Raw genomic sequence first — 18,716 nt, 5'->3', positions numbered from 1 at the left:
GAGCAACTCGGCCGGGTCGTCCCACTCCGACGCGTCCGCGTCGGCGGACACCACGGAGAAGGTCGCCACCTCCGGCAGGTAGGTGACAACCCGGCCGAGTCGCCGGGCGAAACGTGCGTGCGGGCCACGGAGTGATCGGCCCACGGAGTGATCGGCCCACCGGGTCGTCGAGTGCCGAAGTGCCGTGAGTCACCGCCGTGTCGCACCTCCCGAGGCGTGCTCCGGAGCCCGGCACCACGGCACTCGGCGGCGGGGGGACCCGGCTTCCGCGGCGCAGCGGGCTCTCGTCGACCCGACCGTCTCCCGTGGGCCGGTGAGGCTTGCGATCACAAACGTGTGTCCCGCGGGAGACACGAGGCGGGCGCGACGGCACCTGCGCCGGACGCCGCGGCCCGCCGGCCCGGAAACCCCGCCGGCCCGCACCTGCGGGACCTCTCGTCGAACGCCGCCGTCACACGCCTGCCACCGAGATCACGGACTACGGCTGGAGCACCAGACGCCTCAAGGGTCACGGAAAGCGGCGAGGTTCACGTATCGGCCCAGCTCAGAGCACTCACGCATGCGACAGGAGAGCCCTCACTTTGTCTAGACCTTTTTTGTCTAGACCTCTTGCCCCGCCCGTGATCCGCGGGCTACGTTTCGCGCTGTTCGGAGTCCTTCACGTTTCCCCCAATTCCCTTGATGGGCAAGGCTGGAAGGAGCATGTCCGCATGCAGGACCGGAGTCTGTCCAGACGAACCGTGCTCGCCTCCGCGACCGTGGTCGCCGCGAGCGCGACGGGCGTCGTGGGCGTGGCGGCCACCCCCGCGGTCGCGCACAGACGCGACCACCGCCTCAAGAGGATCATCTCCAGGATGAGCGTCGAGGCGAAGATCGGCCAGTTGTTCGTGCCGTACTTCTACGGTACGTCGGCGACCTCTCCCAGCCAGTTCGACCAGGACCGCAACCTCAGGGAACTCGGCGTCCGCACCGTGGCCGAGCTCATCGCCAAGTACCACATCGGCGGTGTCATCTACTTCCACGGCTGGACGAACAATATCCAGGACCCCCGTCAGGTGGCGGACTTGACGAACGGTGTGCAGCGGGCCTCGCTCGCCCTGCCCACCCCCGTCCCGTCCCTGATCTCCATCGACCAGGAGCACGGGGTCAACGTCCGCATCGGCAGCGGCGCCACCCAGCTGCCGGGCGCGATGGCGCTCGGCGCGGGCCGCTCGCTCTCCGACGCGCGCACCGCCGGACGGATCTCGGGCACCGAACTCGCCGCCCTGGGCATCCATCAGAACTTCGCCCCGGTCGCCGACGTCAACGTCAATCCGGCCAACCCCATCATCAACGTCCGCTCCTTCGGCGCCGACGCCCGCGAGGTCGGCCGCATGGTGGCGGCCCAGGTGACGGGTTATCAGCACGCCGGCGTCGCGGCCTGTGCCAAGCACTTCCCGGGCCACGGGGACACCGGACAGGACAGCCACACCGGACTGCCCGTGATCACCCACACCCGCGAGGAGTGGGAGCGCATCGACGCCCCGCCCTTCAAGGCCGCGATCGCCGCCGGCGTCGACTCGATCATGACCGCGCACCTCCAGGTCCCCGCGCTCGACCCCAGCAACGAACCGGCCACCCTGTCGCCCGCGATCCTCCAGGGCGTGCTGCGCGGCGAACTCGGCTTCGACGGCGTGATCGTCACCGACGCCCTCAACATGCAGGGCGTGCGCACCAAGTACGGCGACGACCGCGTGCCCGTCCTCGCCCTCAAGGCCGGCGCCGACCAGTTGCTGTTCCCGCCGAACATCGACGTCGCCTACAACGGCGTCCTGGCCGCCGTCCGCAGCGGAGAGATCACCGAGGACCGGCTCGACGAGTCGGTCCTGCGCATCCTGCGGGTCAAGGACAAGGTCGGCCTGCTCAGCGGCAGCCCCTACGTCTCCCGGAGGGAGGTCGACCGGGTCGTCGGCGCCCGCAGCCACCGGCGCGCCGCCGCCCGGATCGCCGAGCGCACCACCACCCTGCTGGTCAACGAGGACGAGGCGCTCCCGCTGCGCCGCGGGCAGAGGAAGCTGCTCGTGGTCGGCGCCAGCCCGGCCTTCCCGACCGACGGCACCCGCACCACGGTGCCCGAGCTGGCCAAGGTGTTCGACGAACTGGGCTACAGCACCACCCACCTCGCCACCGGCCGGGCACCCGACGCGGCGAAGATCGACGAGGCCGTGGCCGCCGCACAGGGACGGGACGCGGTGGTGGTCACCACCGACAACGTCGGCGCCACCAGCGCCCAGCGCACCCTGGTGTCCCGGCTGCTCGCGACGGGCGTCCCCGTCGTCCACCTCGCGGTGCGCAACCCCTACGACATCGCCCACCTCGGCGACGTCCCGGCCTCACTGGTCTCCTACTGCTGGACCGAGGTCGAACTGCGCGCCGCCGCCCGGGTGATCGCCGGCCGGGTCGAGCCGCGCGGCAAGCTGCCCGTGCCCGTCCAGCGGGCCGACGACCCGGCCGAGGTCCTCTTCCGCTCCGGACACGGCCTGTCGTACGACGACTGACGCCCGCGTCCCCACACGGCCTTCGGCCCCGGTGCCCGCTCCCGTCGAGGGGAAGCACCGGGGCCGAGAGCGTCACCGCCGCTGAATTCGCCGCCCCGTCGCCGCCGCGGTCGGATCCGGGCCCGACGTCGGCGTGGGGCAAGAGGACCGACTTCGAGATGCCGCCGGCACCACGTCCTGGCCGGCGAGGTGCCGCACGACCGGACGGGCGACCTCCTTCCGGGTCCGGTCGTGGTCGAACGCCGCCCGTGACAGCAGGTGCCGCAGCCGGTGCGGCCCCGGAGCGGTTCAGCCACTCGCCGACCGCGCCCGGAGGGTTACCGGCGGACGTTCTGATGGGTATATGCCAGGTCCGGACGGGACTCCTGTCGAGTGACCGGACGTGATGCGGGGATTGGTGACGGCGGTTGTGCGTGGGGAGGGGGACGTCTCAGGTGGATACGCCAGACTTGGTCTCGGAAGTCCTGCACATCTTGGCCCAGGGGGCCGGCGGTGCCGCGTCGGCAGCGGGTGGCACGGCGGCGGAGACATTGATCGCGGCGCTCCGGGAACGGCTGAGAGGCACAGAGGACGAACTTGCCGCGCTGGACACGTTTCTGGGGAACCCGGGCGATGCGGCGGGCGCGGCGGCGGTGCGGGCGGTCCTGGAGCGGGAGGTGGCCGCCGACCCCGGTTTCGGCCGGCGTCTGAAAGCCCTTGCCGGGGCGGCCGCCGAGCAGCCGCCGCAGACGATCACGGGCAGTGTGGTGATCGGTGGCGGGGCCAGGGTCAGCCGCAACCAGATTTCACTGGGGCCACTGACCATCAACAACAACCGGCAGGGCCGATGGCTCCTCGCCGTGCTCGCCGTCGCTCTCATGTTCCTGGTCGCCCTGGCTGGATACGGCGGCGCCCGAGTGTTCATCGACGGGGGCGAGGGAGCGGGGCCGGGCACCTCGGGCCATGAGGGTTCGAAGCCGCCCGTCGCCACACCCGTCGCCGATCCGTTGCCCCCCACCCAGAAAACAGTCGACGCGATCCTCCCCGACCGGGCAGCCCTGGAAGGAACGCCCTTCGAGAGCTCCCCCGGCGATGCCTTCCCCGACGGCGAGCGGAGCGGCTACGAGGGCACGATCTGCGGCGACCACCCCGAACCCTGCGGGAATCGCGTCCGAGCCGGGGCCATAGCGGGCTACGCCCCCAACGATCTCTCGGAAGAGACGGGGTGGCATGCCGAGCTCCAGGTGCTGGCCCACGCGTCCGAGGGCGACGCCGAGCGAACCTTTGACGCGCTGGTGGACACCTTCGGGAACGACACCTCGACCGACATCAGGCCCGACCCTTCGGCGTACACCCCACCGGAAGATGCGCGACTCGGCGACGAACTCGCCAGCTACAGGACCTTCTGGGAGGGGCACGACATCGGGATCATGTGCGTGATACGCCGTGGACCGTACATCGCCCTGATCACACAAGAGAAGGACGGCTGGGAAGCGGTCCTGGACAACGGCACGCAAACACAGCTCAACACCCTGTTGCTGCGCCGTATGAATGAGGCGTCGTCCGGTGATACGCCGCACGCGGCGTTGCGCGACATCCGGAGCGCCTGGGCAGGTACGGGGCCGACGCGGTGACTGCCGTGACTAGACAGACCCCGGGGCGGGCTTCCGCTTACGTCGCGGAAAGACTTCGGCGTTCGGACCAACTTTCCACAAGAGCACGGTAGTCGGCGAAACGAGGGCCGGGAACCGTGTCCTGGACCGGCTGACCGTTCAGCCAGCATAGGTGGAAGGTGTCGCTCTCGGTGTCGAGCAGACAGCACACTCCGCCGCTGGCGGCGGTGAGGTCGGTGAACACGGCTCTGACGCTTGCGGATCGCTCGAACAGCCTGCTCATCCCCGACGTGGCCGCCATGAAGTCCAGCGACGCGAAGCGCGGGTGACGCTCAGGCGCGAACCGCACCGTGAGGTAGATGTACCCGATCTGGACTCTCCCGAGCTCGTCGGGTTCGGCGTCACTGTCATAGAATTCGCGCACCGCTTCGTCGACGCCGAACATGATCGAGGTGTCGAGTTCGAGGCTGCCGCTCGTGGAGCAGTCCACCGGTTCGCTCTTGAAATGGGATGTGAACGGGACGACGACCCGGTCACCGCCGGGCATGGTGACCGTAAGCGGCGTCACTCGACGGGTCGGCGGCGCCAGCTTGGTGAGCTCGTGCAGCGCCCTGGTGACGTTCTGGGCAGGCACAAAGATCTGGTAACTGTAGTCAAGCCCCATACGCATCATCCTTTTCCGTCGGACCGGAACTTCCCATGACATGCCCGTACGTGTTCGGGGCCTGAGCATCTTCTCGGAGACATGCGGGCTCCGGCTAGCAATTTTCCTTCCTGGCGCTCAGTCGAAGTCGTTCACGTCCTGGTGCGGCGGGCTCGGACAGGGCGCGGAAGAGGAGCCTGCTCAGGGCGGGCATGGCGATCAGGGGAGTCAAAGCCGTCTGCAGGGAGGTGGCGTCGGCCAGGCGTCCCAGCAGGGGGCTGATCAGGCCGCCGACGCTGACGGTGAGGCCGAGGGTCACGCCGGCGGCGGTGCCGACGGGCGCGGGCAGAACCAGCAGCGGGGTCCGGCGCAGCGAGCCGTGCCCGATGACGGCCGAGACCATGATCGGTGCCAGGGCGAAGCCGAGGGCGCCGCCCAGGGAGAACCAGCTCATGGCGCTGTGGCTGCCCCCGACCGGCACGTCTGGCGACGCGGGCGGACTCGGGGTGATAGGCGGCCACACCGGTCCCCCCGAGATCGCGACGAACGTCAGTGCGAACCCGCACGAGCCGCCCAGGCCGCTCAGCGCGATGCCCACGCCGTCCAGCAGCCTGCCGGCCGGCAGCAGCCACGGCATCGACCGCCGGTCGGTCAGCACACCGAAGACCGGCTGGGCGACCGACGACAGCAGCGAAGCCGCCCGCCCCGACCGCCACCGCCACTGCCTGCAACCCGACGCCGGCCTCCGTCGCCCTCGCCGTCCGAGGCGCCCGCTCGCTCGTGGACCACCTGCGCTCGGCCGCCGGGCACGGCGGAGCAGGCCGTCGGGCGGCTGCCGACACCGCGGTAACTTCTCGGACCGATCCCGGCCAAACAGCGGTTCCCTGACGCAAGCGTTCGGTCATTAGGGGTCACCACCGGAAACCCGTTCCCCCGGACCGGTGACACCTGCCTACGGTGCCACCGCGGCCGGGGCGGGAACCCACCGCCCCGTCGAGGCCGACGCAACCCGTGGAACAACAGATGAGGGAGACGTCCATGGCAACTGTCGAAGTGTCGCTGAAGGACATCATGACCGCCGTCGAAGGGTCGCTCGGAGCGGCCGTCGTCGACTACTCCAGCGGCATGGCCCTGGGGACGCTGGGCGGGGGCAAGGACCTGGATCTCACCGTCGCGGCCGCCGGCAACACGGATGTCATCCGGGCCAAGCTGCGCACCATGGAACTGCTGGGCCTGACCGGCCAGATCGAGGACATCCTCATCACGCTCGAAAGCCAGTACCACGTCATCCGGCCGGTCAGCGGGCGGAACGGCAACGGGCTGTTCCTGTACCTCGTGCTCGACAAGTCCCGGTCGAACCTGGCGATGGCCCGCCACCAGCTCAAGCGGATCGAAGAACAGCTGGAGGTGTGAACGACCCGGGAACCGGGCCGACGCGCGCCCATGATGTGAAGACTTCTTCAAGTCACCACATCAACATGGTCCCAATCCGTGGATGCGCGCCACGCCGAGCAAGAAGGATCGGCTCCGAAGGACAGCACATCGTGCGGCGGCGCGTCCGTGAGGGCGCCGCCGCACCGTGGAGAACATCCCCGATGCGGCAGGGAGTGCGCGCCCATGCAAGTCCCCCTCTACCAGGCCAAGGCGGAGTTCTTCCGCATGCTGGGGCACCCTGTGCGCATCAGGGTCCTGGAACTGCTGCAGCACGGACCCGTGCCGGTGCGGGACCTGCTCGCCGACATCGACATCGAGCCGTCCAGCCTCTCGCAGCAGCTCGCCGTGCTCAGGAGGTCCGGCATCGTCGTCTCGGTGCGGGAGGGCTCCACCGTCCGGTACGCCCTCGCCGGCGGCGACGTCGCCGAGCTCCTCCGCGCGGCCCGCCGGATCCTCACCGAACTGCTGGCCGGCCAGAGCGAGCTCCTGGCCGAACTCCGGCAGACCGACGTGCCCGTGGCGTCGGCCCCCACGAGCAGGCGGGGCTGAGAAGACCGCCGGACCCGTCGCCTCGCTCGTGTCCGTCACAGGTCGGCCGGTGTGTCCAGACCGGTCAGGGCACCCACGGGGTCCGGGTCGGGGGTGCCGCGGGGCCACCAGTCGTCGTGGTCCGGCTCGGACTCGTAGGCGTACCACAGGTGGTCGCGGCCGAGGCGGAGCTGGACGTGGCCCCGTGGGTGGGTGAGGCGGTTGCGCCAGGGGCGGAAGGAGGGGAGGTCGGCGGCGAGGAGGAGCGGGCGGGCACGGTCGAAGCGGCCGGCCGGCGGGTCCCAGGGCTCCTCGAGGACGGCGAGGCCCGCCGGGCCGCCCTGGCGCCAGGCGGCGACCGCGCGCGCCAGCTCGGCGGGGGTGCGGCCGGCGGCTCTGGCGAGGGAGGAGTACAGCGCGCGCGTCGCCGCGGTCAGGCCGGAGCCGGGGCGGGCGGCGGCGAGCCGCACCGCGTCCTGCCAGAGGGTGAGCCGGCCGACCGGGTCGCGGCCGGCCGTGAGCAGGGCGTGCGCGCGGGCGGCGGCGTCGGTGGCCAGCTGGTCCAGCGCGAACGGGTCGGGACCGCCCGGGGCCGCGGGATACACGGGCGGCTGCCCGGGATGCGGCGGCGGGGGCGACGGGGCCGGGAGCGGGGGGAGTTCGCGGTCGCTTCGGGCGAGGACATCGGCTGCCCGGATGCCGGGCAGCGGTTCCGGTTCCTTCCCCTGGGCGGCGCGGGCCGCGCGGGTGGCGCTGAGCCGGGACAGCGCGTCGATCACCTGGCGCTCACCGCGTCCGCGCAGCAGGAGCAGCACGAACGGGTCGGCGTCGAGCAGCCGGGCCGTCTGGTAGCAGAGGGCCGCGGCGTGCTTGCAGGGGTGGCCGGAGTCGGGGCAGCTGCACTGCGGGGCGAGGTCGCCGGGGCCGGGCAGCAGCGCTGCTCCGCAGTCGGCGAGGGACTGGGGCATCTCCTTGTCCAACAGCGCCGCGATGTGGCCGGGGCGGTCGGCGGCGGCGTCCAGGAACCGCTCCCAGTCGGCGTCCGTGAACGTCCGCAGCCGCAGCTGCACGCGGTACGGCCGCGGGCGGCTGCCCTGCACGTACGCGAGGACCAGTCCCGGCGTGACGGTGATGGCGTCCACATGGCCCCGCTCCGCGTATCCGCGTCCGCGGGCGAGTCGGGCGGCGTCCAGCGCGCCTTCCTCCAGCGCCGTGACCCATGCGTCACCCCACCAGGTCTCGGCGAAGCCCTCACTGTCCGAGGCCCGGGGCGGGAACGCCGGGAAGGTACGGCGCAGGTCACCGTCGCGGGAGGGGGCTGCCATGGAGCGGGGGGCGGCGGGTGCGGGCGGTGCGGTGTTCCCCGGCATGTCGAGGGGAGCCGAAACGCCGCTGCGGGAGCGCGAATTGCCGGATGACGCCGGCATGTCGAAGGGAGCCGAAACACCGCTGCGGGAGCGCGAATTGCCGGGTGGCGTCAGGGTGCCGCTCGGGCCGGGGGTGTCGTCGGTCTCCGCATCCGGTCCGGGCATGCGGAAGGCGTCCGTGAGCGACTCCCGTACCTCGCGGGCCCGGGCGTCGGCGGCGCGGTCGCCGCGGGTCGTGCGCGGGACGCGGGGTGACGGGGCACGCCGTTCACGGGGCTCGGCGCCCGCCGTACGGCCGTCCGGTGCCGGACGCGCCCGAGGCGCTTCCCCGCGCGCGGAGCGCAGCGCCTCCCGCGCGATGTCCCCGGGGCGCGGGACCGCGCGGTGTCCGGTGCCACCGCCGGCTACGGCCGCCGGGTCCCCGGACGATGTCTCGGCGGTGGGCGGCCCGTCGCCGTGGGGCCGCTCTTCACGGCGTGTCCTGTCCTCCGCGGGAGGGTGCGCCGACGGTGCGCCGGTGTCCTCACGGTCCGGGTCCGCCGCGTCGGCGGGCCCCGCCGTACCGCGCCGGGCCCGCACCGCCTGCCGCAGTGCCTCGCGGGCCACGTCGCCGGGGCGGTGCTCCCGGGTTTCGGGCCGAGCGGGCCAATGGGGGCGGTCGGGCTGTCCGGCGGCCGGGGCCGGGGCGGCCGGCTGGTCGGGAGCGGGCCGGTGTTCCGGTGTGGCCGTCGGCTCGCGGGTCGCCCGTGCGCGGGCCACGCGCAGGGCCTCGCGGGCCTCGTCGGAGGGGCGGGGAGTCATGCCGGCCTCCGCAGGGACACCAGGTCGGACAGGTCACGGTCGGACAGCTCCGTGAGGGCCGCCTCGCCGGAGCCGAGGATCGCGTCGGCGAGGGCGCGCTTGGACTCCAGCATCTCGGCGATACGGTCCTCGACCGTGCCCTCGGTGACCAGGCGGTGGACCTGGACGGGCTGGGTCTGGCCGATGCGGTACGCGCGGTCGGTGGCCTGCTCCTCCACCGCGGGGTTCCACCAGCGGTCGAAGTGGACGACGTGGCCCGCGCGGGTGAGGTTGAGGCCGGTGCCTGCGGCCTTGAGGGAGAGCACCAGGACCGGGGTCGCGCCGCTCTGGAAGCGGTCCACCATGTACTCCCGCTCCGCCACCGGCGTACCGCCGTGGAGGAGTTCGACCGGGACCGCGCGCTCGGCGAGGTGCGCGGTGATCAGGCGGGCCATCCCGACGTACTGCGTGAAGACCAGGGCGGAGCCGTCCTCGGCGAGCAGGGTGTCCAGCAGCTCGTCAAGCAGGGCCAGTTTGCCGGAGCGGGCCACGAGCCGGTCGCCTCCGGCGCGCGTGTGCTCCTCCTTCAGATAGAGCGCCGGGTGGTCGCAGATCTGCTTGAGCGAGGTCAGCAGCTTCAGCACCAGTCCGCGCCGGCCCATGCCCTGCGCGGTCTCGATGGCGTGCATCGACTCCCGCACCACCGCCTCGTACAGTGCGGCCTGTTCGCGGGTGAGCGGTACGGGGTGGTCCGTCTCGGTCTTGGGCGGCAGTTCGGGGACGATGCCGGGGTCGGACTTCTTGCGCCGCAGCAGGAAGGGGCGGACCAGGCGGGCGAGGCGCTCGACGGCCTCCTCGTCCTCGCCGGTCTCCACCGCGCGCGCGTGCCGGGCGCGGAAGGACTTCAGCGGGCCGAGGAGTCCGGGGGTCGTCCAGTCGAGGAGGGCCCACAGCTCGGAGAGGTTGTTCTCCACGGGGGTGCCGGTGAGCGCCACCCGCGCGGGGGCCGGGATCGTGCGCAGTGCCTTCGCGGTCGCGGAGTGGGGGTTCTTGACGTGCTGTGCCTCGTCGGCGACGACCATGCCCCACGTCTGCCCGGCCAGCTCCGGTGCGGCGGAGCGCATGGTGCCGTAGGTGGTGAGGACGAAGCCGCCGTCGAGGCCGTCCAGGGTGCGGTCGGGGCCGTGGAAGCGGCGCACGGGGACGCCGGGCGCGAACCGGGTGATCTCCCGCTGCCAGTTGCCGAGCAGCGAGGCCGGGCAGACCACCAGGGTCGGCTCGGTGCGGGCCCGCTTCAGATGCAGCGCGATGAGGGTGATGGTCTTGCCCAGGCCCATGTCGTCGGCGAGGCAGCCGCCGAGGCCGAGGGAGGTCATGAGGTCCAGCCAGGCCAGGCCCCGCAGCTGGTAGTCGCGCAGGGTGGCGTCGAGGCCGGGCGGCGGCTCGGCGGGCCGTACCCCGGCGGTCAGGCGGTCGCGGAGGGCGGCGAGGGCGCCGGCCGGGACCGCCTCGACCGTTTCCCCGTCGACCTCCGCGTGGCCGGTGAGGGCGACGGCCAGCGCGTCGACCGGGTCGAGCAGCCCCAGGTCCCGTTTGCGGGCCTTGCGGACGAGGGCGGGGTCGACCAGCACCCACTGGTCGCGCAGCCGTACGACGGGACGGTGGGCCTCGGCCAGGGCGTCCATCTCGGCCTCGGTGAGCGGGTCGCCGCCGAGGGCGAGCTGCCAGCCGAACCGCAGCAGGTCCTCGCTCTCGAAGAAGCCGGTGCCGTCCTTCGCCGAGCCGGGGGCGGGGCGGACCACCGCCGTGACGGTCAGGTCCTGGGCGAGGTCCCGGGGCCAGTGCACGGCGACGCCGGCGGCGGCGAGCCGGGTGGCCGCCATGCCCAGCAGGTCGTTCAGCTCTTCCTCGGAGAGGGCCAGCACATCGGGCACGTCCTGGTCGGAGAGCCGGTCCAGCGGCGGCCAGACCCGGGCCGCGCGGCGCACCGCGAGGGCGGCGTCCACCCGCGCGCGGGGGCCGAAGGCGCTGTCCGCCGCGCCCGCCCACAGGGCCGCCGCGTCGGCCACCAGGGTCGGGTCGGCGAGGCTGTGCACCTGGACGATCGCCGCGCCCGCGCCACGCGCGCCGCTTCCGTCCCCGCCGGCTCCCCCGCCGACGCCCTCGCCGGCGTCGAAGAGGTCGTAGGCGGACAGGTCGAGGCGGAGCGAGATCCGTACGCCGGCGTCCATGCCGGCGGCGACCTCGGCGGCCCAGTCGTGGGCGTCGGGCAGCCGCTGCGCCTTCCGCGCGGCGAACGGCAGCCCCGAGGCGTACGGCGCGGCCGGGGTGCGGGGCAGGGTGTCGGCGACCGCGTCCAGGAAGGCGCGCACCAGTGCCTCCGGCCGGGGCAGCCGGAGGGGGCCGGGGCCGGGCAGTGGGACGGCGTGGCCCTCGTGGGGCAGGGCGGCGGCCACCGCGCGCAGGTGCGCCACGTCGTCGGGGTCGAGCGGGCCGGCGCGCCAGGCGTCGTGGCCGGTGGCGGTCAGGCCGGGCAGCAGCCGGCCGCGGGCGGTGAGCCGCAGGGCGTGCAGGGCGGCGGCGCCCCAGCAGGCGGTGGCGGGGTGGGCCGCGGGGTCGTGCCGGGCGCGGACCAGCAGCGGCAGGGCCTCGTCGACGGGGAGGGAGAGCGCCGGGGCCGTCCGCCGCCGCACCCCCGTGCCGTGCGGGCGGACGACGGTGAGGTCGGTGCGTGACGCGGGCGCGGAGGCGTCGGGTGGTCCGGGCAGGCCTTCGCCGTCGGGGCCGCCCTCGGGGTCGTAGAAGGCGACGCGTCCCTCGCGCGGGAGGGGCGCCGGGAGGAAGACGGCCGCGAGCCGGACGGGGACGTCCGTCCCGCCCTCGCCGCCGGTCCCGGCGGTGTCCCGCCCGGCCGTCACGGTCCGCTCGCTCATACGTCCTGCCACCTCCCGCCCGCCTGTCGGACCAGTCGTCCCCGACTCTACGGGCGGGGTCTGACAATCGGCCCCGGCGGCCGGTGGGGGCGGGGTCAGGGCACGGTGCGGGAGACGACGTACACCCTCGGGTAGCCCGGCTTGTCGTGGTTGACGACGACGTCGTGGGTGGGCGCCGGGTCCTTCTGCTCGTGGACGAGGCCGGACCAGGTGCCGGGTCCGTCGAACGTCCAGCCGGTGATGTCCCGGTCGCGCTCGCTGATGGTGATGTCGTCCTGCTTCAGGCCGCTCTCCCGCACACCCATGCTGGTGAGGAAGGCGCTCAGGCCCGCGTCGGTGGTCTCGAACTCGACGTAGAGGCGGCTGGTCTTCCAGTTGTTGGTCTCGTAGGAGGCCACCCACCACGCGGGGTGCGGGATGGGCACCTGGTAGAGGCGGCGCTGGACCTTCGACGGCCAGCCCTCGGTGAGGCCGGTCGCGGAGTACTTCGCCTCCTTGTCCTTGCCGCTGGCCCGGCTCTGGTTCGCGGAGATCACCAGATACCCGGCCGGGACGCCGATGAGCAGCACGATGATCAGCAGGGTGAGTGCCCTGCGGCGGATCATGTGCCGCCGGTCCTCGGCCGGGCGGGGCGCGCCCGGGAGAGCCGGCTGCTGGGGGAACTCGTCGCTCACAGCGACTCCTGGGTGGTACGGCGGGCCTCCGCGTACCGCTCGTAGCGTTCGTAGCGCTCGACCCGGCGGCGCTTGGCGCGGCGGAAGCGGCGGGCGACCAGCCGGGCGAGGTCGGCGGCGCCGACCATGCCGGCCTCGGGGCCGAGCTGGGCGCGGACGATGTGGGCCTCGGGACGGTAGCCGCGACCGGTGAGGTGCCGCTTGAAGGCGTCCCGCGCGGGGCCGATCAGCAGGTCGTCGGCGGCGGAGACGCCACCGCCGATGACGAAGCAGGAGGGGTCGAGGGCGGCGGCGAGGTTGGCGATGCCGACGCCGAGCCACTGCCCGATGTCCTGGAGCAGCTCGATGCACATGGCGTCGCCCTCGCGGGCCAGCTCGGTGATCATCGGGCCGCTGATGTCGGCGATGTTGCCCTTGACGTGCTCGATGATCCCGTAGGCGACCGGTGAGTCGGCGGCGGCCAGCTCGCGGGCCTCGCGGACCAGCGCGTTGCCGGAGCTGTACTGCTCCCAGCAGCCGCGGTTGCCGCAGGGGCAGCGGTGGCCGCCGGGGACGACCTGCATGTGGCCGAACTCGCCGGCCACCCCGTACTTGCCGCGCTTGACCTGCCCGTCCTCCAGGATCGCGCCGCCGATGCCGGTGCCGAGCGTGATCATGACGAGGTGGTCCTCGCCGCGGCCGGCGCCGAAGCGCCACTCGGCCCAGGCGGCGGAGTTGGCGTCGTTGTCCACCAGGACGGGGACGGCGAGACGGTCGGCGAGGCGGTCGCGCAGCGGTTCGTTGCGCCAGGACAGATGGGGGGCGAACAGCACGCGGTTGCGGTCGGCGTCGACCCAGCCGGCCGCGCCGATGCCGACCGCGTGCACGTCGTGCCGGTCGGACAGGTCCAGCACCAGTTCGACGATGGTGTCCTCGACGACCCTGGGACTCTTGGACTTGTCCGGGGTCTCCGTGCGCAGCCGCTCCAGGATGTTGCCGTCGGCGTCGACGACGCCCGCCATCACTTTGGTGCCGCCGATGTCGATGCCGACCGTCGGGACACGGGGCGCCGTCAGGTGGGAGCGGCGCTCACGTGTGCCGACGGTTCTCAGGACCGGGGCGCGGCGGGAGCCGATGGGGGCGGTGAAGTCGCGGTAGGTGCTCATCGTGTGCGATTGTGCCGCACCGGTGCGGTGATTGTGGTGCGGGGCGGGTGGGGGGTGGTGCGGATCATGGCCGGGTGCGGGTGCGTCGGGGTTGATCGCGCAGTTCCCCGCGCCCCTGGGTTGTGGCTGGTCGCGCCCACGCGGCGGAGCCGCAAATCAACACAGACCCGCGCTCCTAAGAGGGGCGTTGCAGCTCATGGCGTAGGTCGTCCAGCTCTGTGCCGCCGGCCATTTGCCTTGTCAGCTCGTCCAGCGTGATGGAGTCACGTGTGTGGCTTCCCGCCATCGTGCCGCGTTTCAGCAGGACGAATCTGTCGCCCACCAGGTAGGCGTGGTGTGGGTTGTGGGTGATGAAGACGACGCCCAGGCCCTCGTCGCGTGCTGCCGACACGTACTTCAGGACCACGCCCGACTGCTTCACGCCCAGGGCCGCCGTCGGTTCGTCCAGGACGAGGACCTTCGCTCCGAAGTGCACCGCGCGGGCGATGGCCACGCACTGGCGTTCGCCGCCGGAGAGGGTGCCGATGGGCTGGTCCACGTCGCGGAGGTCGATGCCCATGCGGAGGAGTTCCGCGCGGGTGGTGCGGCGCATGTGGTCGACGTCCATGCGCTTGAAGGGACCGATGCCCTTGCGCGGCTCGGAGCCGAGGAAGAAGTTCCGCCAGACCGGCATCAGCGGGACGACGGCGAGGTCCTGGTGGACGGTGGCGATGCCCCGGTCCAGGGCCTCGCGCGGGGAGGCCAGGCGGGTCTCCTCGCCGTCGAGGGCGAGGGTGCCGCCGTCGTGGCGGTGCAGTCCCGCGATGATCTTGATCAGGGTGGACTTGCCGGCGCCGTTGTCGCCCAGCACACAGGTGATCTCGCCCGCGTGCACCTCCAGCGAGACGCCTTCGAGGGCACGGACGTTGCCGTAGTGCTTGCTGACGCCGGACAGCTCCACGAGGGCCGTACGGGAGTCGGTCCGTGTCATTTCGAGGCCTCCGCGCGGCGGCGTACCCAGGTGTTGAGCAGGGTGGCGAGGAGCAGCATCGCTCCGAGGAAGAACTTGAACCAGTCGGGGTTCCACTCGGCGAAGACGATGCCCTTGCTGGTCATGCCGAAGAGCAGCGCGCCGACCGCCGAGCCGACGGCGCTGCCGTGGCCGCCGGTGATCAGACAGCCGCCGATGACGGCCGCGATGATGTAGATCAGCTCGTTGCCGACGCCCTCGCCGGACTGGACGACGTCGTAGGAGAAGAGCAGGTGCTGGCCGCAGATCCAGGCTCCGAAGGCGACGCCCGTGTAGAGGGCGGTCTTGGTCCGGGTCACGGGGACGCCCACCGCGCGGGCGGCGTTCTCGTTGCCGCCGACCGCGAAGATCCAGTTGCCGGCGCGGGTGCGCAGCAGGATCCAGCTGCCGAGGGCGACCAGGGCGAGCCACCACAGGACGGTGACCTTGATGTGCGTGCCGCCGACGGTGAGGGTCGACGCGAACAGGGCCCGCGCGGTGGTGAAGCCCTCCATGTCGGCGATGGTCTTGGTGGAGACGGTGCCACTGACCAGCTTGGTGAGGCCGAGGTTCAGGCCGGTCAGCATCAGGAAGGTGCCGAGCGTGACGATGAAGCTCGGCAGCTTCGTGCGGGCCAGCATGATCCCGTTGAAGGCGCCGACGGCGAGCGTGACCAGCAGGGACACGCCGACGCCGACCCAGACGTTGGCGGTCATCTGGTAGCTGAACATCGACGACACCAGTGCCGACGACGTGACCAGGACACCGGCCGACAGGTCGAACTCGCCGCCGATCATCAGCAGCGCCACCGGGACGGCCATGATGCCGATGGTGGAGGACGCGTAGAGCACGGTGCCGAGGCTGGAGGCGCGCAGGAAGCCGTCGGCGGCGAGGGCGAAGCAGCAGAAGACGGCGATCGCGCCGACGAGGGAGCCGAGCTCGGGTCTGGTCAGCATCCGCTGGAGCGGCGAAGAGCTGCGCAGAAACCTTTCATCAGATGCACCGGGAGATACGCCGGGAGTCGTCGCGCTCATCGGGTGCCCCGCTGCGTGTAGTCCTCGAGCGCGGCGGCGTCGTCCTTGGTGACGACCTGCGGTCCGGTGAGCACGGGCCGGCCGCCGCCGAGGACGTCGGCGTTGTACCGGTACAGCCACAGCAGGTCGACCGCCTCGTAGCCCTGGAGGTAGGGCTGCTGGTCGACGGCGAAGCCGAGGCTGCCGTCCTTCAGGCCGGCGGCGACCTTGGCGTTGAGGTCGAAGGTGTCGATCTCGGCGTCGCTGCCCGCGCCCTCGCGGGCCTTCACGGCGGTGTCGGCGTAGGGGGCGCCGAGGGTGACGACGGCGTCCACGGCGGCGTCGGACTGGAGCCGGGCCTCGATCGCCGACTGCACGTCGGGCATGCTCGTGCCGTTGACGTGGAGGCGGACCAGCGTGCCGTCGAAGGTCTTCTCCACACCGTCGCAGCGCTGCTCGTGGCCGACGTTGCCCTGCTCGTGCAGGACGCAGAGGACCTTCTTGCGGCCCCGCTCGTTCAGCTCCTCGCCGACCGCCTCGCCGGCGATCGTCTCGTCCTGGCCGATGTGGGTGAGCGCGCCGAACTCCTTGGACTCGGCCGAGCCGCTGTTCACGGTGACGACCGGGATGCCGGCCTCGCGGGCGCGGGCGAGGGACGCCTTCATCGCGTCCGGCTTGGCGAGGGTGACGATGATGCCGTCCACCTTCTTGTCGACGGCCGCGTCCACGAGCTGCGCCTGCTGCTGGGCCTCGTCGTCGTGCGAGTAGAGGAAGTGGATGTTGTCCTTCACCGCGGCCTGCTCGGCGCCGCTGCGGACGATGTCCCAGAAGGTGTCGCCGTCTCCCGCGTGGGTGACCATCGCGAAGGTCCAGCGGGGGGTGTCCACCGCCGCCCGCCCCTGGGCCGCCGCGGCCGCGCGGGCGTCCTCCGCCCGTTTGCCGCCGGTACTGCTGCATCCGGCGAGCGAGAGACTCAACGCCCCCGCCAGCGCGATGCCCACCCAGGTCGAAAACCGTGACACGAGGACTTGCCCTTCTTGCTGTGCTCTTGCGTGTGCAAGGGGCTGATGACCGCACCGGCCCCAAACGCCCCATTCTCGAACACGGGCATCGGGCGTCCCCGCGCGGGGACCGAAAACCGGTCACATTGTCCTGACATTAAGACGGCACAGTGCGCGCGTCGCGTCGGATTGTCAGGACCGTACAAGCAGTTGGAACTCGAACGAGTAGCGGGAGGGCCGGTAGGTGTGGGTGCCGAACTCCACCGCGCGGCCGGTGTCGTCGAAGGTCACGCGCTGCATGGTGAGCAGCGGGGCGCCGGTCTGCTCGCCGAGGCGCTCGGCCTCGTCGGCTGTGGCGGCGCGGGCGCCGATGGTCTGGCGGGCGCTGTGCAGGGTGATCCCGGCGGCCCGCATCAGCCGGTACAGACCGGTGGCCTCCAGCCGGTCGGTGTCCAGGTCGAGCAGGCCGGGCGGCAGGTAGTTGCACAGGTACGCCATCGGCTCCCCGTGGGTGAGCCGCAGTCGTTCGATCCGGTGCACCTCGCTGCCCTCGGCCGCCCCGAGCGCGGCCGCGACCTCGGCGGACGCCGCCACGACGGTGTTGATCAGCACCTTGGTGGCGGGGCGCTGGCCGGCCGCCTCCAGGTCGTCGTAGAGGCTGCTGAGCTCCAGCGGACGTTTGACCTGGCTGTGCACCACCTGGGTGCCGACCCCGCGGCGGCGCACCAGCAGGCCCTTGTCGACGAGGGCCTGGATGGCCTGGCGGACGGTCGGCCGGGACAGGCCGAGCCGCGCGGCGAGTTCGATCTCGTTGCCCAGCAGGGTGCCGGGGGTCAGCACGCCGTGCTCGATGGCGGACTCCAGCTGCTGGGACAGCTGGAAGTACAACGGCACGGGGGAGCCGCGGTCCACGCTCAGCTCCAGCTGTACGGTCAGGTCCACTTCTGGTTTCGGCACGGGCCGAGCGTAGCCCCGTGCGCTGTTGACGGGAAGTTGTGTAGTTCGGTTGTCCGGACATACGCATTGACAGGGGGCGGCGCGGGCCCCACTTTGTTTCCATGCGCATCGGGGTCATCGGTACGGGCCGTCTCGGCACCATTCACGCCCACACACTCAGCAGGCACCGCGACGTCGGCTCCCTGATCCTCACGGACGTCGATCCGGCGCGGGCGCAGGCCCTCGCCCACCGGCTCGGCGAGACGGCGGCACCCGGGGTGGACGAGATCTACACCTGGGGAGTGGACGCCGTGGTCATCACGGCGGCCACGTCCGCCCACGCCGATCTGATCGGCCGGGCGGCCCGCGCGGGGCTGCCGGTGTTCTGTGAGAAGCCCATCGCCCTGGACCTGGCGGGCACCTTACAGGCGATCACGGAGGTCGAGACGGCCGGGACCGTCCTGCAGATGGGGTTCCAGCGCCGCTTCGACACCGGGTACACGGGCGCGCGGGAGGCGGTGCGCTCGGGCAGGCTCGGGCGGCTGCACACCGTACGGGCGATGGCCGGCGACGCGGAGCCGCCGCCGGCCGGGTATCTGCCGCAGTCCGGCGGGCTGTACCGGGACACCCTGATCCACGACTTCGACATGCTGCGCTGGGTGACCGGCCGGGAGGTCACGGAGGTCTACGCGGCCGGGTCCGACGCCGGGCCCGCGATGTTCCGCGAGGCGGGCGACGTGGACACCGGCGCGGCGCTCCTCACCCTCGACGACGGCACGCTCGCCACGGTCACCGCGACCCGGCTGAACGGCGCCGGCTACGACGTACGCATGGAGCTCGCCGGGGAGCGGGACCAGATCGCCGTCGGCCTGGACGACCGTACGCCGATCGCGTCCACCGAGCCGACCGGGCCGCCGGCCGCGGACAAGCCGTGGACCGGGTTCCTGGAGCGGTTCGGGCCCGCGTACGAGGCCGAGCTGATCGCGTTCGTCGAGGTGGTGCGGGGCGAGCGGGCCAACCCGTGCGACGGGCGGGAAGCCCTCCAGGCGCTGCTGATCGCGGAGGCGTGCGAGCTGTCCCGGCGGGAGCGCAGACCGGTCCGGCCGACGGAGCTGGTGAGCGGGGCGACGGCGGCGTACACCTGA

14 protein-coding genes and 1 pseudogene are annotated in these 18,716 nt (G+C 72.4%); 5 read left to right on the top strand and 10 right to left on the bottom strand.

Features of this window, described 5'->3' with window-relative positions:
* Positions 1–710 precede the first annotated feature (710 nt).
* Positions 711–2,537, top strand: a complete 1,827-nt coding sequence (locus AMK33_RS03365; RefSeq protein ID WP_073931153.1) for a glycoside hydrolase family 3 protein — start codon at positions 711–713, stop codon at positions 2,535–2,537.
* 449 nt (positions 2,538–2,986) lie between these two features.
* On the top strand, positions 2,987–4,150 hold the full coding sequence (locus AMK33_RS03360; protein ID WP_143203800.1) for a hypothetical protein: 1,164 nt from the start codon (positions 2,987–2,989) through the stop codon (positions 4,148–4,150).
* Positions 4,151–4,187: 37 nt separating this feature from the next.
* Here the strand turns inward: AMK33_RS03360 and AMK33_RS03355 are convergent, their stop codons facing one another.
* Together AMK33_RS03355 and AMK33_RS03350 are read right to left on the bottom strand one after the other, a co-directional pair.
* Positions 4,188–4,793 carry a hypothetical protein gene (locus AMK33_RS03355; protein ID WP_073931151.1) on the bottom strand — a complete coding sequence of 202 codons (606 nt, stop codon included), beginning with the start codon at positions 4,791–4,793 and terminating at the stop codon, positions 4,188–4,190.
* Positions 4,794–4,887: 94 nt separating this feature from the next.
* A pseudogene (locus tag AMK33_RS03350) lies at positions 4,888–5,472 on the bottom strand (hypothetical protein); the annotation flags it as partial.
* A gap of 338 nt (positions 5,473–5,810) precedes the next feature.
* Between AMK33_RS03350 and AMK33_RS03345 the strand changes: the two are divergent.
* Both AMK33_RS03345 and AMK33_RS03340 read left to right on the top strand, forming a co-directional pair.
* On the top strand, positions 5,811–6,185 hold the full coding sequence (locus tag AMK33_RS03345) for a hypothetical protein (protein WP_073931149.1): 375 nt from the start codon (positions 5,811–5,813) through the stop codon (positions 6,183–6,185).
* 204 nt (positions 6,186–6,389) lie between these two features.
* The gene (locus tag AMK33_RS03340) at positions 6,390–6,755 is read left to right on the top strand and encodes an ArsR/SmtB family transcription factor (protein ID WP_073931148.1); all 366 of its coding nucleotides are present in this window, start codon (positions 6,390–6,392) and stop codon (positions 6,753–6,755) included.
* A gap of 35 nt (positions 6,756–6,790) precedes the next feature.
* Here AMK33_RS03340 and AMK33_RS03335 read toward each other — a convergent pair whose 3' ends face one another.
* The 8 genes from AMK33_RS03335 to AMK33_RS03300 form a co-directional block, all read right to left on the bottom strand.
* Positions 6,791–8,902 (bottom strand): SWIM zinc finger family protein, encoded by a 2,112-nt coding sequence (locus AMK33_RS03335; protein WP_073931147.1) that lies wholly within the window; start codon positions 8,900–8,902, stop codon positions 6,791–6,793.
* On the bottom strand, positions 8,899–11,814 hold the full coding sequence (locus AMK33_RS03330; protein WP_073931146.1) for a DEAD/DEAH box helicase: 2,916 nt from the start codon (positions 11,812–11,814) through the stop codon (positions 8,899–8,901). The genes AMK33_RS03335 and AMK33_RS03330 overlap by 4 nt, the downstream gene beginning before the upstream one ends.
* A 95-nt stretch (positions 11,815–11,909) precedes the next feature.
* On the bottom strand, positions 11,910–12,488 hold the full coding sequence (locus tag AMK33_RS03325; RefSeq protein ID WP_073931145.1) for a sugar kinase: 579 nt from the start codon (positions 12,486–12,488) through the stop codon (positions 11,910–11,912).
* Complete coding sequence (locus AMK33_RS03320) at positions 12,485–13,633, bottom strand: ROK family glucokinase (RefSeq protein WP_073931144.1); 1,149 nt, start codon at positions 13,631–13,633, stop codon at positions 12,485–12,487. The genes AMK33_RS03325 and AMK33_RS03320 overlap by 4 nt, the downstream gene beginning before the upstream one ends.
* A gap of 175 nt (positions 13,634–13,808) precedes the next feature.
* Complete coding sequence (locus AMK33_RS03315; protein ID WP_073931143.1) at positions 13,809–14,603, bottom strand: ATP-binding cassette domain-containing protein; 795 nt, start codon at positions 14,601–14,603, stop codon at positions 13,809–13,811.
* Positions 14,600–15,655, bottom strand: a complete 1,056-nt coding sequence (locus AMK33_RS03310; RefSeq protein WP_073931142.1) for an ABC transporter permease — start codon at positions 15,653–15,655, stop codon at positions 14,600–14,602. Before AMK33_RS03310 ends, AMK33_RS03315 begins: the two co-directional genes overlap by 4 nt.
* Positions 15,652–16,656: a sugar ABC transporter substrate-binding protein gene (locus AMK33_RS03305; RefSeq protein WP_073931141.1), complete on the bottom strand. Its 1,005-nt coding sequence runs from the start codon at positions 16,654–16,656 to the stop codon at positions 15,652–15,654. The genes AMK33_RS03310 and AMK33_RS03305 overlap by 4 nt, the downstream gene beginning before the upstream one ends.
* Before the next feature lie 171 nt (positions 16,657–16,827).
* On the bottom strand, positions 16,828–17,577 hold the full coding sequence (locus tag AMK33_RS03300; RefSeq protein WP_073931140.1) for a GntR family transcriptional regulator: 750 nt from the start codon (positions 17,575–17,577) through the stop codon (positions 16,828–16,830).
* A gap of 116 nt (positions 17,578–17,693) precedes the next feature.
* Here AMK33_RS03300 and AMK33_RS03295 point away from each other — a divergent pair, with 116 nt between their 5' ends.
* On the top strand, positions 17,694–18,716 hold the full coding sequence (locus AMK33_RS03295; protein WP_073931139.1) for a Gfo/Idh/MocA family protein: 1,023 nt from the start codon (positions 17,694–17,696) through the stop codon (positions 18,714–18,716).

This window comes from Streptomyces sp. CB02400, from assembly GCF_001905725.1.
Lineage (GTDB): Bacteria > Actinomycetota > Actinomycetes > Streptomycetales > Streptomycetaceae > Streptomyces > Streptomyces atrovirens.
This window is presented reverse-complemented; position numbering and strand designations above follow the sequence as displayed.

Bases quoted from the DNA above. Each gene is read 5' to 3' on its own strand.
- AMK33_RS03355 (WP_073931151.1), bottom strand. From the start codon at position 4,793: ATGGGGCTTGACTACAGTTACCAGATCTTTGTGCCTGCCCAGAACGTC.
- AMK33_RS03315 (WP_073931143.1), bottom strand. From the start codon at position 14,603: ATGACACGGACCGACTCCCGTACGGCCCTCGTGGAGCTGTCCGGCGTC.
- AMK33_RS03365 (WP_073931153.1), top strand. From the start codon at position 711: ATGCAGGACCGGAGTCTGTCCAGACGAACCGTGCTCGCCTCCGCGACC.
- AMK33_RS03295 (WP_073931139.1), top strand. From the start codon at position 17,694: ATGCGCATCGGGGTCATCGGTACGGGCCGTCTCGGCACCATTCACGCC.
- AMK33_RS03320 (WP_073931144.1), bottom strand. From the start codon at position 13,633: ATGAGCACCTACCGCGACTTCACCGCCCCCATCGGCTCCCGCCGCGCC.
- AMK33_RS03340 (WP_073931148.1), top strand. From the start codon at position 6,390: ATGCAAGTCCCCCTCTACCAGGCCAAGGCGGAGTTCTTCCGCATGCTG.
- AMK33_RS03330 (WP_073931146.1), bottom strand. From the start codon at position 11,814: ATGAGCGAGCGGACCGTGACGGCCGGGCGGGACACCGCCGGGACCGGC.
- AMK33_RS03345 (WP_073931149.1), top strand. From the start codon at position 5,811: ATGGCAACTGTCGAAGTGTCGCTGAAGGACATCATGACCGCCGTCGAA.
- AMK33_RS03310 (WP_073931142.1), bottom strand. From the start codon at position 15,655: ATGAGCGCGACGACTCCCGGCGTATCTCCCGGTGCATCTGATGAAAGG.
- AMK33_RS03335 (WP_073931147.1), bottom strand. From the start codon at position 8,902: ATGACTCCCCGCCCCTCCGACGAGGCCCGCGAGGCCCTGCGCGTGGCC.